The sequence below is a fragment of the Paenibacillus lycopersici genome, from assembly GCF_010119935.1.
Classification (GTDB): domain Bacteria; phylum Bacillota; class Bacilli; order Paenibacillales; family Paenibacillaceae; genus Paenibacillus_Z; species Paenibacillus_Z lycopersici.
In genome coordinates this window covers 5,638,336-5,654,207 of record NZ_CP048209.1, presented here as the reverse complement: position 1 = coordinate 5,654,207, position 15,872 = coordinate 5,638,336, and the positions used below count along the sequence as shown (strand labels likewise).

General features: G+C 53.9%; 14 protein-coding genes. All 14 read left to right on the top strand.

Features of this window, described 5'->3' with window-relative positions; all coding sequences use genetic code 11:
- The first annotated feature begins 65 nt into the window (after positions 1-65).
- The 14 genes from nirB (GXP70_RS24770) (at position 66) to GXP70_RS24705 (ending at position 15,862) form a co-directional block, all read left to right on the top strand.
- Complete coding sequence (nirB, locus tag GXP70_RS24770) at positions 66-2,498, top strand: nitrite reductase large subunit NirB (protein ID WP_162359298.1); 2,433 nt, start codon at positions 66-68, stop codon at positions 2,496-2,498.
- A gap of 25 nt (positions 2,499-2,523) precedes the next feature.
- Positions 2,524-2,859, top strand: a complete 336-nt coding sequence (gene nirD / locus GXP70_RS24765) for a nitrite reductase small subunit NirD (RefSeq protein ID WP_162359297.1) — start codon at positions 2,524-2,526, stop codon at positions 2,857-2,859.
- Between the two features lie 37 nt (positions 2,860-2,896).
- Complete coding sequence (locus GXP70_RS24760) at positions 2,897-4,087, top strand: nitrate/nitrite transporter (RefSeq protein ID WP_162359296.1); 1,191 nt, start codon at positions 2,897-2,899, stop codon at positions 4,085-4,087.
- A gap of 159 nt (positions 4,088-4,246) precedes the next feature.
- Positions 4,247-6,556 (top strand): nitrite reductase large subunit NirB, encoded by a 2,310-nt coding sequence (gene nirB / locus GXP70_RS24755; RefSeq protein WP_263864041.1) that lies wholly within the window; start codon positions 4,247-4,249, stop codon positions 6,554-6,556.
- A 49-nt stretch (positions 6,557-6,605) separates the two neighbouring features.
- Positions 6,606-8,735, top strand: a complete 2,130-nt coding sequence (nasC, locus tag GXP70_RS24750; RefSeq protein ID WP_162360667.1) for an assimilatory nitrate reductase catalytic subunit NasC — start codon at positions 6,606-6,608, stop codon at positions 8,733-8,735.
- A 177-nt stretch (positions 8,736-8,912) separates the two neighbouring features.
- Entirely contained in the window at positions 8,913-9,689 is a 777-nt protein-coding gene (locus tag GXP70_RS24745) for a class I SAM-dependent methyltransferase (RefSeq protein WP_162359294.1), read from the top strand.
- A gap of 81 nt (positions 9,690-9,770) precedes the next feature.
- Positions 9,771-10,802, top strand: a complete 1,032-nt coding sequence (locus GXP70_RS24740) for an AbaSI family restriction endonuclease (RefSeq protein WP_225442545.1) — start codon at positions 9,771-9,773, stop codon at positions 10,800-10,802.
- Between the two features lie 33 nt (positions 10,803-10,835).
- Positions 10,836-11,447 (top strand): hypothetical protein, encoded by a 612-nt coding sequence (locus tag GXP70_RS24735; protein ID WP_162359293.1) that lies wholly within the window; start codon positions 10,836-10,838, stop codon positions 11,445-11,447.
- A complete protein-coding gene (locus GXP70_RS24730; protein WP_162359292.1) occupies positions 11,448-11,765 on the top strand; it encodes a hypothetical protein in 318 nt (105 codons plus the stop codon).
- Between the two features lie 458 nt (positions 11,766-12,223).
- Positions 12,224-13,294, top strand: coding sequence for an SPFH domain-containing protein (locus GXP70_RS24725; RefSeq protein WP_162359291.1), 1,071 nt, complete (start codon positions 12,224-12,226; stop codon positions 13,292-13,294).
- Between the two features lie 13 nt (positions 13,295-13,307).
- Positions 13,308-14,426: a TFIIB-type zinc ribbon-containing protein gene (locus GXP70_RS24720; RefSeq protein WP_162359290.1), complete on the top strand. Its 1,119-nt coding sequence runs from the start codon at positions 13,308-13,310 to the stop codon at positions 14,424-14,426.
- Between the two features lie 40 nt (positions 14,427-14,466).
- Positions 14,467-14,835 (top strand): DUF423 domain-containing protein, encoded by a 369-nt coding sequence (locus GXP70_RS24715; protein ID WP_162359289.1) that lies wholly within the window; start codon positions 14,467-14,469, stop codon positions 14,833-14,835.
- 94 nt (positions 14,836-14,929) lie between these two features.
- A complete protein-coding gene (locus GXP70_RS24710) occupies positions 14,930-15,412 on the top strand; it encodes a GNAT family N-acetyltransferase (protein ID WP_225442544.1) in 483 nt (160 codons plus the stop codon).
- A 90-nt stretch (positions 15,413-15,502) separates the two neighbouring features.
- On the top strand, positions 15,503-15,862 hold the full coding sequence (locus GXP70_RS24705; RefSeq protein WP_162359288.1) for a hypothetical protein: 360 nt from the start codon (positions 15,503-15,505) through the stop codon (positions 15,860-15,862).
- The last annotated feature ends 10 nt before the right edge of the window (positions 15,863-15,872 follow it).

Genomic DNA, 15,872 nt, shown 5'->3' with positions numbered 1-15,872 from the left:
TTGCGATTAAGTTATTTTCATAAACCTTACATTAATATGTTAGATAATAGATTGGAGTGGGTGTCATGAAGAAGAAACTTGTTTTGGTGGGAAACGGAATGGCCGGTGTGAATTGCATCGAGCAGCTGCTGAAGCTGGCCCCGAACCTTTATGACATTACGATCATCGGCAGTGAGCCGCACCCCAACTATAACCGGATCCTGCTGTCCTCCGTTCTGGCAGGGGACGCCGATATGAAGGACATCGTCATTAACGAATGGTCCTGGTATGAAGAGAACCGCCTTACGCTGCACGCGGGGCGGACGGTGACGTCGATCGATTCCGATCGTAAACAGATCGGTATAGATAACGGTCTTAAGCTTCCATACGACGAGCTGATCATTGCGACAGGCTCCAACGCGTTCATCCTTCCCGTTCCGGGCGCTGACAAACCGGGCGTTATCGCATTCCGGGATATCAAAGATTGCGAGACGATGATGGAGACGGCGAAGAAATTCCGCAAAGCAGTCGTTATCGGCGGGGGCTTGCTCGGACTGGAAGCGGCGCGCGGGCTGCTTAACCTGAACATGGAAGTAACGGTCGTGCACAAGCACTCTTACATCATGGAGCGCCAGCTGGATCTAACGGCATCGACGATGCTGCGCAGCGAGTTGGAGCAGCAGGGCATGAAGTTCTTGCTTAACAAAAATACGGAACGCATTTACGGGAAGAAGCGCGTATCGGGCCTGAGATTCACGGACGGCACGGAAGAAGAGGCGGATCTGATCGTCATGGCCGTCGGTATTCGGCCTAACGTTGCTTTGGCGCATCAAGCAGGCATTGCAATCAACCAAGGGATCGTCGTAAACGACTTCCTGGAGACGAATCTCCCGAACGTATATGCCGTCGGCGAATGTGTCGAACACCGAGGAGTCGGTTACGGCCTTGTCGCGCCGCTGTACGAGCAAGGTGCGGTTATCGCGAAGCGGCTGGCGGGACTCGAGACGGATGGCTATCACGGCTCGGTCGTCTCGACGAAGCTGAAAGTATCGGGCGTTGACGTATTCTCCGCCGGCGTGTACAACGATCGTCCGGGAACTCGTTCGGTACGCGTGCAGGATGATTTTGGCGGGGTATACAAGAAGGTCGTCATTAATGGCGGCAAAGTGATCGGTGCCGTCTTGTTCGGCGATATCTCGGACAGCTCGAGTCTGTTCAAAATGATCCGCACCGGTGAAGACGTTGCGGGACGCGAGAAAGAAGTGCTGCTCGGCTCATCCGGAGGCGGCGCTCGGAAATCCGGGGCGGCTCTGGCGGCAGAGATGCCGGACGACGAGATCGTCTGCGGCTGTAACGGGGTGTCCAAAGGCGCGATCGTGAATGCCGTCAACGAGAAAGGCTGCAGCAGCGTTAACGAAATTAAAGCATGCACCAAAGCGGGCGGCTCCTGCGGCGGCTGTAAACCTCTCGTGGGGGATGTTCTGACGTACGTGCTTGGCGCGGACGGCGTGAAGACGGTAAAGGAAGGGATTTGCGGTTGTACGACGCTTGGCCGCGACGAAGTGGTCGAAGCGATCAAGAATATGCATCTGACGACGTCGAAGGAAGTTATGAATGTCCTTGGCTGGTCGAATACGGAAGGCTGCTCGAAGTGCCGCCCGGCGCTCAATTATTACTTGGGCATGCTGTGGCCGGATGAGCATGAAGATGAGCGCGAATCTCGTTTCGTTAACGAACGCAACCACGCCAATATTCAAAAAGACGGCACGTATTCAGTCGTGCCTCGAATGTATGGCGGCGTGACGACGCCAGCGGATCTGCAGAAGATCGCTAACGTCGCGCTTAAATATGAAGTGCCGCTCGTGAAGATGACAGGCGGACAGCGGATAGACTTGCTTGGCGTGAAGAAGGAAGACTTGCCGAAGATGTGGGCCGATCTCGATATGCCTTCGGGTTATGCATACGGCAAGACGCTGCGCACGGTGAAGACTTGCGTCGGCGAAACCTTCTGCCGTTTCGGCACGCAGGATGCGATGGGCATGGGCATCAAGATGGAGAAGAAGTTCGAGCGTCTGGCAACGCCGGCTAAGTTCAAAATGGCCGTTTCGGGCTGCCCGCGCAACTGTGCGGAAGCAACGATCAAAGACTTCGGCGTCGTGGCGATCGACGGCGGCTGGGAACTGCATATTTCCGGTAACGGCGGAACGAAGCTGCGCGGCAGCGATCTGTTGACCAAAGTGAAGACGGAGGACGAGGTCATGGAATGGTGCGGCGCTTTCATCCAATATTACCGCGAGACGGGCAAATACAATGAACGGACCAGCGAATGGCTGGAACGCATCGGCCTTGATACAGTGAAGGACGCGCTCAAGAAGCAGGAAGATCGTCTGGCATTCGTATCGCGCGTCGAACACTCGCTCAGCTTGACGAAGGATCCATGGAAAGAAATTATCGAGCAGGATGAACTGAAGAAGACATTTTCGCCAATGAGCGAAGACATATCGGTGTCCGCGCGATAAGTCCATAGAGAAGGAGCCTGGGGAGATGAAGAGAATCCACATTGGCAAGGAAACCGATATTGCCGAGAAACGCGCGCGGGTCGTACGGATCGGCGAGCTGGAGATCGCCGTGTTCAAACTGACCAGCGGCGAGCTGAAAGCAATCGAGAACCGCTGCCCTCACAAAGGCGGCAAGCTCTCGGAAGGCATTGTTTGCGATCATCACGTATTTTGTCCGCTGCACGATTGGAAGATCAGTCTTCAGAACGGGCTCGTTCAGGCGCCGGATGAAGGTTGCGTAACGGCCTATCAGCTCGAGATCGACGGGCAGAGCGGCGATGTTTGGCTTCACCTCCCGAAAGGGCAGACGATCGCATCCTAGTTTGGATGGGGGCAGCAAGAAGGGGGGAGCCATGAGCATGCCTAAGAACAGACCTAAGAACAGACCGATTCAGGCATTACTGTTATCGACGATCGCCATGGCGGCGTCCTTCGTCATATGGAATCTGTTTTCTCCGCTCGCCATCACGTTCAAGGAACTGTACCGCCTGAACGGTTTCCAGGCGAGCTTACTGGTCGCAGCTCCGGTGCTCCTCGGTTCCGTCATGCGCATCCCGATGGGCATCTACGCCGACCGCTACGGCGGCAGGCGCGTATTCTCCGCAACGATGCTGTTCTTGATCGTGCCGCTCTTGGCAGCCAGCTTCGCTTCATCTTATTCGGTCCTGCTGCTCTGCGCCCTGTTCATAGGCATGGGCGGCTCGACCTTTGCGATCTCGCTGACCTACGTCTCCCGGTGGTTTCCTCCCCGGAAACAAGGTCTTGTGCTTGGCCTTGCCGGGCTTGGGAATCTCGGCTCGGCAGCGGCAAGCTATGGCGTTCCGGTCCTGCATGCGCAGATGGGATTGAGCGCTACGTTCCGCATGCTGGCGATTATGATCGGCGCGGCGGCAATCGGCTTTTGGCTGCTGGGGAAAGATCTGCCTAACCCGGCATCGGTCAAAAACTTCAAGCAGTCCATGGCGGTGCTCCGCAAGAAATCGACTTGGCTGCTCTCTTTATTCTACTTTCTGACGTTCGGCGGATTCGTTGCATTCAGCGTGTACCTGCCGACGCTTCTGAAAGAGCAATTCGCGCTTTCGGCGACGGAGGCGGGCTTTCGGACGGCGGTGTTCGTCCTGCTAGCGACCCTCATTCGTCCTCTCGGCGGCTTATGGGCGGACCGTATTGGCTCGCGCCGCGTGCTGGCCGTCGTATTCAGCGGTTTCGCAATCGCCGCATTCCTCATGACATTGTCGCTTGAACGGCTCTCGCTGTTCACGACGGGCTGTCTGATCGGCGCAATGTTCCTCGGCATCGGTAATGGTGCCGTGTTCAAAATGGTACCGGAGGTTTCGCCGCAAGATACGGGTGCCGTAACTGGCATCGTTGGCGCCGCGGGCGGCCTTGGCGGCTTCTTCCCGCCGATGCTGCTCGGATTCATTCACGACGCAAGCGGGTCGTACGTGAATGGCTTCGTCTTGCTGTCGGTTTTTACGGCCGTATGCTTTGGTTTCAATGCATGGACCATACGCCCTGCCATAGAGAAAGGGGCGACTCGCGCGGCATAGCGCCCTGCGTTTCCGAAAGCGAGAGAGCGAGAGGGGAATGCCGCGATAGGGTGAATGTTTTGGTGTGGACCGTGGAGGGGATCGATAATGAGGAAAACGAAACTCGTTGTCATAGGTAATGGTATGGCTGGTGTACGATGTGTCGAGGAAATCCTGAAGTTGGCACCGGACGAATTCTCGGTGACGATCTTCGGCAGCGAGCCGCATCCGAACTACAACCGGATTATGTTGTCGAAGGTACTGCAGGGAGATACGAAGCTGGCTGACATTACGATCAACGATTGGCAGTGGTATAAAGACAACGGCATTACGCTGCGTGCCGGCGATCCCGTTGTCCGGGTCGATACCGAGCGCAAGCAGGTGGTCAGCAGCAGCGGGGTTATCGCCCCGTACGATAAACTTCTTGTCGCCACGGGTTCCTTGCCGTTCATGCTTCCGCTGCCTGGCGCCAACTTGCCTGGCGTTACCGCATTCCGGGATATTAAAGACTGCAACACCATGCTGGAGGCTTCCAAAACGTATCGCCGCGCTGCCGTAATCGGCGGCGGCTTGCTTGGATTGGAGGCGGCGCGAGGCCTGCTCAATCTTGGCATGCAGGTCGACGTCATCCACATTAACGAGTATTTGATGGAGCGTCAGCTGGACCGCGAAGCGTCGAGCATGCTGCGCAGGGAGCTGGAGAAGCAGGGGATGAATTTCCTGTTGACCAAGCATACGGAGAAGATTCTCGGCAAGAAGCGGGTCGAAGGGCTGCTGTTCAAGGACGGCACGACGATAAGCGTGGATCTGGTCGTTATCGCGGTCGGCGTTCGCCCGAACGTCAGACTGGCCGCTGAAGCCGGACTTGAGATTGATAGAGCGATTCTCGTCAACGATTATATGCAGACGAACATCAAGGACGTGTATGCGGTTGGGGAGTGCGCAGAGCATCGCGGCATGGTTTACGGGATGGTATCTCCGCTATATGAGCAGGGGAAAGTGCTTGCCAGGCACATCTGCGGCAGGGAGACGGAAGGGTACGGGGGCTCTATCCTCGCTTCCCATCTGAAAGTATCGGGCGTAGATGTATTCTCGGCCGGCGAGATCCGCGACAGCGCGACAGATGCATCTTATAAATTGTCCAATGGAATCAAAGGAACGTATAAGCGGGTTTTCGTCAAAGACAGCAAAGTCGTCGGCGCGGTCCTGTTCGGGGACAGCGCAGAAGGCGGGAAGCTGCTCGGTTATATTAAGCAGCAAGCGGATGCGGTCCTATTAGAGCAGGATGCCGCGCAAGGTTCGGGTGGCGGAGCGGATATGGCGGCGATCGCCGCCATGTCCGACAAAGATACCGTTTGTTCCTGCAATGGCGTAAGCAAAGGCGAAATCGTATCGGCAATCCGCGAGAACGGTCTGGAGACGTTCGAGCAAGTGCGCGGCTGCACGAAAGCTTCCAGTTCATGCGGCGGCTGCAAACCGCGCGTGTGCTCGATTCTGGATTATGCGCTTGCGAACGAAGAACAGCCGGAGCCGCCGAAGGTAACGGTCTGCGGCTGTTCCAATCTAAGCCACAGCGAGCTTCGCGAGGCGATTGTCCGCAGCAGCGAGAAGGATGCGGCTGCGGTAAGACGTTCGCTCGGCTGGCAGACGGAGAACGGCTGCGGCGTATGTCAAGCAGCTGTATCTTATTATATGGGGGTTACGGCTTTCTTACGGAAGGCTGAGAATTCGTCCGGTACTGATTCGGAGCATAGCGGCGCAAGCCTTGCGTTCTCGCAGCTAGCTGACGGCACATACTCGATCATGCCGCGCATGTACGGCGGACTTACGACTGCAGATCAGCTGCGACGCATTGCCGAAGTCGTGGATCGTTTCAGCATCCCGCATGTGAAGCTGACGAGCGCGGGCGGCCTGGATTTGCAGGGAATTGCCGCCGGGCAGGTTGCCGCCGTCGGTGCGGCGCTGGCAATGCCGCTGGCGGTATCGCGTTACGGCAAGCCGCTTGGAACAGTCATTACCGGTGCAGTTCCGAAGTATGATTCGGGGGCATGGCGCGATTCGGTGGAGATGGGCGCACGGCTGGAATGGATGCTCGAAGGTTTTGCCTTCCCGGCTGAATTTACAGCGGCGGTGTCCGGCAGTCCGATGCATCGCGCAGGAACGCTGACAGCCGACCTCGGAATTGTTGGTACGCCGGCAGGCTGGGAGATTTACGCCGGCGGCAGCCGGGTCAAGGAGCTGCGGGCGCCGCAGCTGATCGGCGTATGCTGCGGCGACGAAGAGGCGATCGACATCGCGGCCGCTTTCGCGCTCTGGTACCGCGAAGAGGCGGAGTATGGCGAATATGCATGGCAGTGGATGGATCGGATAGGCCTTATTCCGCTCCGTGAAGGACTATTCAATGGCGATTTTCGAAATCGGCTGCTGGCGAATGTGCCTGTCGCGGAACATATGAGCCCTATAGCTGAAGCGTTAAGCGGATCAATCTAATGTTAATAACCGGCAGCTGCCTATTGAACGGGAGGAAATGGCAATGAACATGATGCAGCGGCAGAATCAGCTGAGTGGCGAGGCTCCTGTCTTGAAAGTAATGGATACACAGTGCCCGTTCTGCAGCGTTCAGTGCAAGGCGGTGGTAACGGAGCGCTGGGAGCCGGGAGCCGTAAGACCGGTCTATACCGTCGAGCCGAAGCCGAACAAGGCTTCCGAAGGGCGGCTCTGCATTAAAGGGATGAATGCTTATCAGCATTCCCTTCACCGGGAACGGCTGACAGTGCCGATGCGCAGAGAAGGAGAGCGCTTCGTTCCGATCTCCTGGGGGCATGCACTCGAGCTCATCGGCCGGCAGTTCACCATGCTGCAGGAGCAATTCGGCCGCGATACGGTCGGGGTGTACGGCGGCGGCTCGCTGACGAACGAATCGGCTTATTTGCTCGGCAAGTTCGCACGCGTTGCGCTGCGGAGCAAATATATCGATTATAACGGGCGGTTCTGCATGTCTGCCGCTGCTTCGGCCGGCAACAAGACGTTCGGCATCGATCGGGGGCTGACCAATCCGCTGTCCGATATTCCTTTGGCCAAATGCATCATTCTCGCCGGAACGAACATCGCGGAGTGTCAGCCGACGCTCATGCCTTATTTTACAAGAGCGAAAGAGAACGGCGCCTTCATTATCGCGATCGATCCGCGCGAGACGGGAACGACTCGGATCTCCGATTTGCATCTGAAGGTGAAGCCGGGCATGGATGCCGCGCTCGCGAATGGGTTACAGAAGGTGCTGCTTGAGGAAGGGCTGCTTGATGAAGCGTTCGTGCATGGGCGGACGAAAGGCTTCGCGGAACTGAAGGAGCACCTTGATGCGCTTGATCTGGAAGAGATTGCTCAGCTGACGGGGGTATCGGTTGCAAACATCCGCGCAGCCGCTATCGCGTACGGAAAGTCGAGTACGGCAATGGTATTCACCGCACGCGGCGTTGAACAGCAGACGGATGGTTACATGGCAGTGCGCAGCTTCCTCAATATGGTGCTCATGACCGGCCAGATCGGCAAACCTGGCTCCGGGTATGGCGCTGTGACCGGTCAGGGCAACGGGCAAGGCGGACGCGAACACGGGCAGAAAGCCGACCAGCTGCCGGGCTACCGATTGATCGAGAACCCGGCCGACCGCGCGCATATCGCGAAAGTATGGAATCTTGAGCCGGAGGAGCTGCCTGGGAAAGGCGTATCCGCGTATGAGATGATGGAGAAGGTGCATGCGCAGGAGATTCGGGGCATGCTCGTGATGGGTTCAAACCCGGTCGTATCGAATCCGAACGCCAACTTTGTCGAAGAAGGGCTGCGCAAGCTCGATTTCCTCGTTGTTGCAGATATGTTCATGTCAGAGACGGCTCGTCTGGCCGACCTCGTCATCCCCGTCACTTCCTATATGGAGAATACCGGGACCCTGACGAATCTGGAGGGACGTGTGCTGCTGCGCGAAGCGAGCCGTCCGGCGCTCGGCGAGTCGCGTGACGACTGGCGAATTCTGTGTGATATTGCAAACCGGCTGGGTCGCGGGCAGTATTTTGAATTTGACGATGCGGAAGCTGTTTTTGAAGAGCTGCGCGTCGCAAGCCAGGGCGGCATCGCCGATTACTACGGGATTACATATGAGCGGCTTCGCTTGGAAGAAGGGGTCTACTGGCCTTGTCCGTCCCCGGGCGAAGCGAATACTGGCCGGATGTTCGAACGGCAATTCGCCCATGCGGATGGCAAAGCGGAGCTTGTTCCGGTCGACAATCATATGCCGGCCGAGTTGACGGATGAGACGTACCCGCTGTATCTGACGACAGGCCGCGTGCTGTCGCAGTACTTGACCGGTGTACAGACGCGCCGCAGTCACTCCTTGGCGGCCCGTGATGTGGAATCGTTCGTGGAGATGCATCCGAAGACGGCTAGATCCTTCCGAATCTCGGATGGCGAGCTGGTGCGGATAACTTCGCGCCGCGGCAGCATTGTCGTTCGCGGCAAGGTGACGACAGATATCCGGCAGGATACCGTATTCGTACCGATGCATTGGGGCGATTCCCAATGCGTGAATAAAATTACGAATCAGGCGCTCGATCCGACCTGCCGGATGCCTGGCTTCAAGGTATGCGCAGTAAATATCGAGCCGCTTACGAGCGGCTGAATTACAACTTGCACTCGTGTTGGAGCGAAGAAAGGCGGAGAACATGCAGGAGCGGCAAGGGACGGCGGAGAATAGAAGGAGAAGACAGCGACGGATTGGAGCGCGGCTTGGTTTCAGGCGTGTATGATCACGGAAGTGATTCGCGATTCGGTTGAAATGAGGAAGGCGGCGAATATAATGGATGAGTCCGTTCTGAATTTTTATGATGATCTGGCTAAGGATTACCATCATATTTTCGTTGATTGGCATCATGCCGTATCTTGGCAAGGCGAGGCTTTGAGCAAGTTCATCCATTCGAAGCTCGCAAGCGTCGGCAAAGCGGATGTCTCGCTTCTAGACTGTTCCTGCGGTATCGGCACGCAAGCAATAGGGTTGGCTCAACACGGATTCATAGTAACGGGTACCGACCTGAGTCCGGAATCAATCAAGAGAGCAGCGAAAGAGGCCGAGTCTTTCGGGGTTCGAATAAACTTTGGGGTTGCTGATTTTCGTTCATTGGAAAAAGCTGTTCCCGGAACGTACGATGTCGTTCTTTCCGCGGACAATGCAGTCCCCCACCTGCTGACAGACGAAGATTTAAGTGCGGCTGTAAGCAGCATGTATGCAAAAGTTAACAATGATGGCATGCTTCTCGTTACGATCAGGGATTATGATGAGTTGTTGAAAGAAAAGCCTAGAGCTACGGAGCCTCGCGTTTTCGAGAAGGGCAAACGAATCGTATTTCAGGTGTGGGATTGGGCAGATGACGCGAAAACGTATCAGACAAACCATTTTATAGTACAAGAAGTGAATGGGCAATGGATAACAAAGCATAACAAAACGAGCTACCGGGCTTTAGTAAGGGATGAATTCAATCATATGTTGAGTACGGCGGGGTTTGTGGATATCGAATGGGCGATGCCATCGGAATCAGGCTATTACCAGCCCATTGTCACGGCTCGGAAAAAAGCGTAGTGTAGTCTCCCTCGGTGAATATGCGTTCAATCAACAGCGATCGTCTTCGAGGCTTGATCAAGTATAGCCGTGACCCGTACGATGGACACTTCGGAAAAAGTGACCCTCTTGCGGGTCATTTGCGTTATAATCGAACCTTGCAGAAAATTAAATAATGATATTTATAAAAATCATTTGTTTATAAATGATTTCTGTGGTACCATCCTTTTAGCAGGAAAATACATCCAAAGGCTGGTGGCGGGGAAGATGGATAAACTGGATTATATTTTGCGGCAGATTCGAAAAACAAACGGAAAAGCCTATGAGAATTATGTAGTTACGCGGATCTGGCACAGACTGAATAATGCGGGCGTGAAGTTTATCACGCAGCAATATGTTTCCAAGGGCGATGGCGGATATGCCCTGACGGATATGTATTTTCCCCAAATCGGTCTACATATTGAAGTCGATGAACCTCATCATCAGAAACAAGTCGAAGCCGATGAACTGCGAGAGCAGGACATCATCCATATTACCAATCATCAAATTGAGCGAGTAGATATCTCAAGCGGAATGGAAGGGATTAATGCAAGGGTAGAAGAGATTGTCGAGATTATTAAGAGCAAGATTACGCAGCTGGGCGATGATTTTGAATGCTGGGATTTGGCCAGGGAGTATGATCCTGCGACTTATATTGCGAAAGGCTATATACATCTCAAAGACAATGTTGCTTTTCAAAAAAGCGTGGATGCATGCAATTGTTTCGGGTATGAGTACAAGGCGCATTACAGGGGAGGAGCCCGGCATCCGATTGAAGCCAATACGTTGATCTGGTTCCCTAAACTCTATCCGAATGGGGAGTGGAATAATCAAATCTCGGCGGATGAATCGGTAATTACGGAGCAGCACGTGGATCCGGCTCGAGCAATCGAGCATATGGACGAGCATATCGAGAGCGGCGTGCATAGGAGAATTATTTTTGCTCGGGTGAAGGGGCCGCTCGGCGATGTTCTATATCGGTTTAAAGGCGCGTTTGAACTCGATGTGATGGAATCGCGACATAGACATTGCTTGGTTTGGCGAAAACAGTCGGACACGATCAACACGTACAAGCCCGTTCAGCACGCATTGTAGTTCGTATATTTTGGTAAAGCGGGAGGTGGCAGTATGCATTCTGAGTTTGAAATGAAAGTCTTATCATTGATCGGCTCGCTGAAAAACGAGATCGACCTCTTAAAAGAGGAGGTCGCAAATTTGAAAAACCGCATACAGCCTGTTCAACCTCCTGGCGATGTTGAACCTGACAAAATATCCATTAACGATGTACGCGATTATATCAAGCGCCAGCTGGTCAAACGGAATCCGCAGTTGCAATTTACCAACGGCAGCCGCTCGCTAGGGAAGCTAACGATTTCCGATGGAGCGAATACCATTGATCGGATATTGATTCGCACATCCAAATCCTTTCGGGAAAAAGAAGGCTACGCTTCAGGATGGTTCACCATCAATAGAAGTTTATTGGACAAATACGAGCTATACTTTTTTGTCGTAAAGGACTTTCACCATGAGCTGCATGTTCTGGTATTGAATAAAATCGATATTCAGGATTGGATCGGCCATAAAGCCCCCGATTCCAATGATAATTATCATTTCTACGTCAATCATATTCATGGGAAGTACATGGATGACCGGGAAGGCCTTTATGATTGCAGTCAATTTCATAACCATTGGGATGTCGTGGAACGGCTGCTGGAGTCGAAAGGGAGGGATTCGCACTAAATGATGACTGAAGAACAAGCAAGCAGGCTTAACCATTCCAACCGTCTAGGAGAAGAGGCAGCGTTCCGTATAAGCGATGTTCGTATACAAGCACAGACTGGGAGCGAATTGCGTTTAAGATTCAGGGTTGAACAGGTTGTTGAATCCTTGCGTCGTCAACAAGCGTTGGCAGAAGAGGAATTGAAGCAATTAACGCAAGGCGAAGCTGCGTATTTGAGCCGCAAAAACGAGTCCATGACGCTGCACGTGGCGATAACGGCGCTCCTAATTGCGTTAGAGGACAATACCCTTCAGGAAGAAAATGCGTGCCTATCATGAGCATATATTAATTGCTGCTGCTAGACGAAGGTTGTCCTGGTTCAGTACCCGGGGCAGCCTTATGATATGATCGGCTGCGGTTCAACGGGCAGGTTTGTGCAACATTCTTGCTTCGGCTCCGTAAACAATGAGGAGCCGGGTCGTTCTTCCTCTAAACACCGGGTTGCTTCACGCCTTAAAGTGACGAAAGGAGCTTCGCCATGGAACGCGATAAAGAGATCCAAGAGCTTAAGGAACGTTTGGCCAGCATCGAAAATCAACTCCATCGGAGACCTCATTCTTCTAGGATAATCAATTTCACAATCAGGTTTATTGTTGTTGTCGTACTTACGCTGATTGCGGTTGGAGTCGTTCAATTCATTGTTTCATCGAATGGTTAATCGCGGGTCGAGTGAATTTGCCGTATAATAAGGAATCATGTGAAGCCGCGGGGCGGCATCGTTGAACGGAGGATGAGGATGGGACTGTTTTCATTTATTAAAGGCCAGTTTATTGAAGTCATTGAATGGGTGGAGAATACGGATTCGCTGGTGTACCATTTCCCGGCATACGATCATGCGATTAAGATGGGCGCACAGCTGACGGTTCGTGAAGGGCAGGCGGCGGTCTTCTTGAACGAGGGCACGGTCGCGGATGTATTCGGGCCCGGCCGATATGAGCTTCACACGCAGAATATGCCGGTGCTGACGGCGCTGAAGTCATGGAAATTCGATTTCAATTCCCCGTTCAAAGCGGATGTCTACTTCATGAATACGACGATTCAGACGGATCAGAAATGGGGCACGAGCAATCCCGTCATGATGCGGGATCAAGAATTCGGCATCGTGCGCGCGCGGGGGTTCGGCAATTACTCCTTCAAGATTAAGGATCCGGCTTTGTTTATGCGGGAGATTCTGGGCTCTCAGGAGTCGTATAGTCCGGCGCAGCTGAACGGCTTCTTCAAGACGATGATCGTATCCGGCCTCAGCGATCTGCTCGCCGAATCGTCAATTCCCGTCATCGATCTCGCCATGCATTACGATGAACTGAGCGAGCAGGCCGCTGCCAAGCTTGAACCGAAGTTTGGCGCGATGGGGCTTGCGCTGGCCGGATTCGTCATTGAGAATATTTCCTTGCCGGAGGAAGTCGAGCGGGTCATCGACCGCAAATCTTCGATGAATATTACCGGCAATCTCGATCAATACCTGAAGTTTCAGACGGCCGAATCGATTCGCGAAGCGGCGAACAACCCCGGGGGCGGTCTGGCGGGCGCCGGAGCGGGGCTTGGAGCCGGTATGGCGATGGGGCAAATGGTGAATCAGATGATGTCTGCGCCTGGCGCCAAACCGCCGGAGCCTCCGGCGAAGGAAACGGAGCCGGCGAAAGCCGAAGCCGTATTATGCCAGCAATGCGGCCACGGCCTGAAGGCGGAGGATAAATTTTGCGTAGAGTGCGGGACAGCGCGCCCTGAGCGCCGTTTCTGTTCGGAATGCGGAAATCCGCTTGCTGCGGGAGCCAAGTTTTGCTCCAGCTGCGGCACGAAGGCGTAGGGGATGATTCGCAATGGGAGATAAGGAGCATCCGGAGCGGGAAGAACAAGCGGCCGTGTTCCCGTGCCAGGCCTGCGGCGGGCAAATGGAGTTCGATATCGCCAGCCAAATGCTGAAATGCCGCTATTGCGGCAACGAGAAGCCGATTGCGGAGGGGCCGGGGGAAACCCCGGTCGAGCATGAGCTGAATTGGGCCGATGAGAGCGACGCCGCTATGATGGATTGGGGCATGGAGCAGCAGGTCATCAAATGCGACAATTGCGGCGGCGAGATGCTGCTGCCTGCCCGTCAGACGGCGACGGTGTGCGGCTTCTGCGGTTCGCCCAAGGTGCTGTCGCAAGGCAGCCTGAACAGCATCCGGCCGGAATTCGTTATTCCGTTCCGCGTATCAAAGGAACAAGCCGGGCAGGCCTTCCAGACATGGCGTCGTAAAAAGTGGTTTATTCCAAACGAATTCAAAAAACAGTCGGTGGCGTCCAATCTGAACGGGATCTATGTGCCGTTCTGGACCTATGATGCCCAGACCGCCTCTTCGTACCGGGCTGAGGTTGGCGTGTATCATTACCGGCAGGAGATACGAACCCGCACCGTTAACGGTAAGACCGAGACGTACACGGAAAATGTCCGATATACGGTATGGCATTGGACCAGCGGCAACTACGAGCATTTCTTTGACGATCTGCTTATTCCGGCTTCCGGGCAATATGACAGCGAGCTGCTCCACAAGCTCCATGATTATCAGCTGGATCAGCTGACCGCCTATAAACCGGAATATTTGAGCGGATTCATGGCGGAACGTTATTCGGTCTCGTTGAAGGATGGATGGGAGCAGGCGGCGGCCCGTATAACCGCCCGGCTGCGAGGCGATATCAGGAGCCTGATCGGCGGAGATGAAATTCGCAACCTGGACATCGACACCAGCTATTCCGATCGGACATACAAGCATATTCTGCTGCCGGTGTGGAATGCGAGCTACAGGTACAAGGACAAAACGTACCGCTACATGGTGAACGGCGAAACCAAGCTTGTCACCGGCTATGTGCCAAGGAGCCCGTGGAAAATCGCAGGTTTTGTTCTATGCTGCTTAATCGTGGTCAGCGTGGTTGTTGTGTTATGTACGCAGCGGTCGTAATCAGCCGCAAATCAAATAAGGAAATGAAGGTTATGAGGCTATGCAAACATTCGTAGTGCTGGGCAGCATCTTGATGGTGCTGGCGGTGGCGATCGGCGCCTTCGGCGCGCATATCATGAAGAGCAAGCTGGCGCCCGACAAGCTGAAGATTTATGAGGTTGGCGTACAGTATCATATCACGCATGCATTAGGCATCATTCTGGTCGGCCTGCTTGCTGCCCATAATCCGGATGTCGGAATGATCAAGGCGGCGGGCTGGCTTCTGTTCGCGGGAATCGTGCTGTTCTCGGGCAGTCTGTATGTCCTGAGCGTGAAGAGAGCCAGATTTCTCGGCCCCGTAACTCCGCTCGGCGGGCTTTGTTTCATGGCCGGCTGGGTGCTCCTTGCGCTGGGCGTCATGCAGGCATAAGAGAATGATATACAGTGAGCAGGCTGCAGGACTATGACTATAAGCCGCCTGCTCCAAGATAGGCGAAACGGGGATATAAGGAGAGATGCGGCCCATGCGGCGTAACGCAGACAAACCGACATGCATGGACGAATTAAGGATTCAAAGCGTAAATGAACATACGCAAACACAAGCAAGAGAAGTGATTCTTCAAGGATTAAAGGAACATTTCGGTTTCCTGGATACCTCGCTTAATCCTGACCTGAACGATATCATGCAAAGCTACGTCAAGCAGGAAAATATTTTTCTGGTTGGTTTATTACGAGACGAGGTCGTATGTTGCGGGGCATTGAGAACCGTTAATGATAACACAGGTAGAATCGTACGTATGTCTGTCAAGCAAGCATACAGAAGAAATGGCTATGCAAGTCGAATGATCGATGCGTTGGAGGAGATTGCAAGCGCTCGAGGCTATACGAAAATCATGCTTAAAACGATGCACCACTGGTCTGATGCAGTTGGATTCTATATCTCTCGAGGGTATACAGAAGACGAACTGGAAGGACATAGTATCAGAATGATAAAAAGCTTATCATGAATGAACTTCTGCTTATTCGTAACTACCGTATTCCTTATCTTCTGCATGAAAGTATGCTATAATCCCGCTATGCGGAAGGGAGGTGTTACGATGAGAAAATGGATCTCTATCGCGCTCGCAGTCGCGGTCCTGCTCATGGCTTGCTTATGTCCGCTGCTGCATGCCGATTCCGCCTCCGATTACAAGTATGCGTCCGGGCCGGCGTTTACCGCGGGCGGCGACGATTATAGTTTGGGTGCGATCGAATTTGGCGCAGCCAAGAACGGCCAGCATGCGTCGCAGGTTTTATTATCGTTTATATTTCTTCTTCTGCTCTCGTCCTCCTATCCCCCCAAAGTCAGGCTGAAGTTCTACTTCCGTTCTCCCGTGCAAATCCTCAAAGTGCTCTATGTCCTCAACCCCGTTCGTTTTCAATCCCGCTATATGAGCTTGCTCCCTGTTCCTCTATGATTCTATAGAA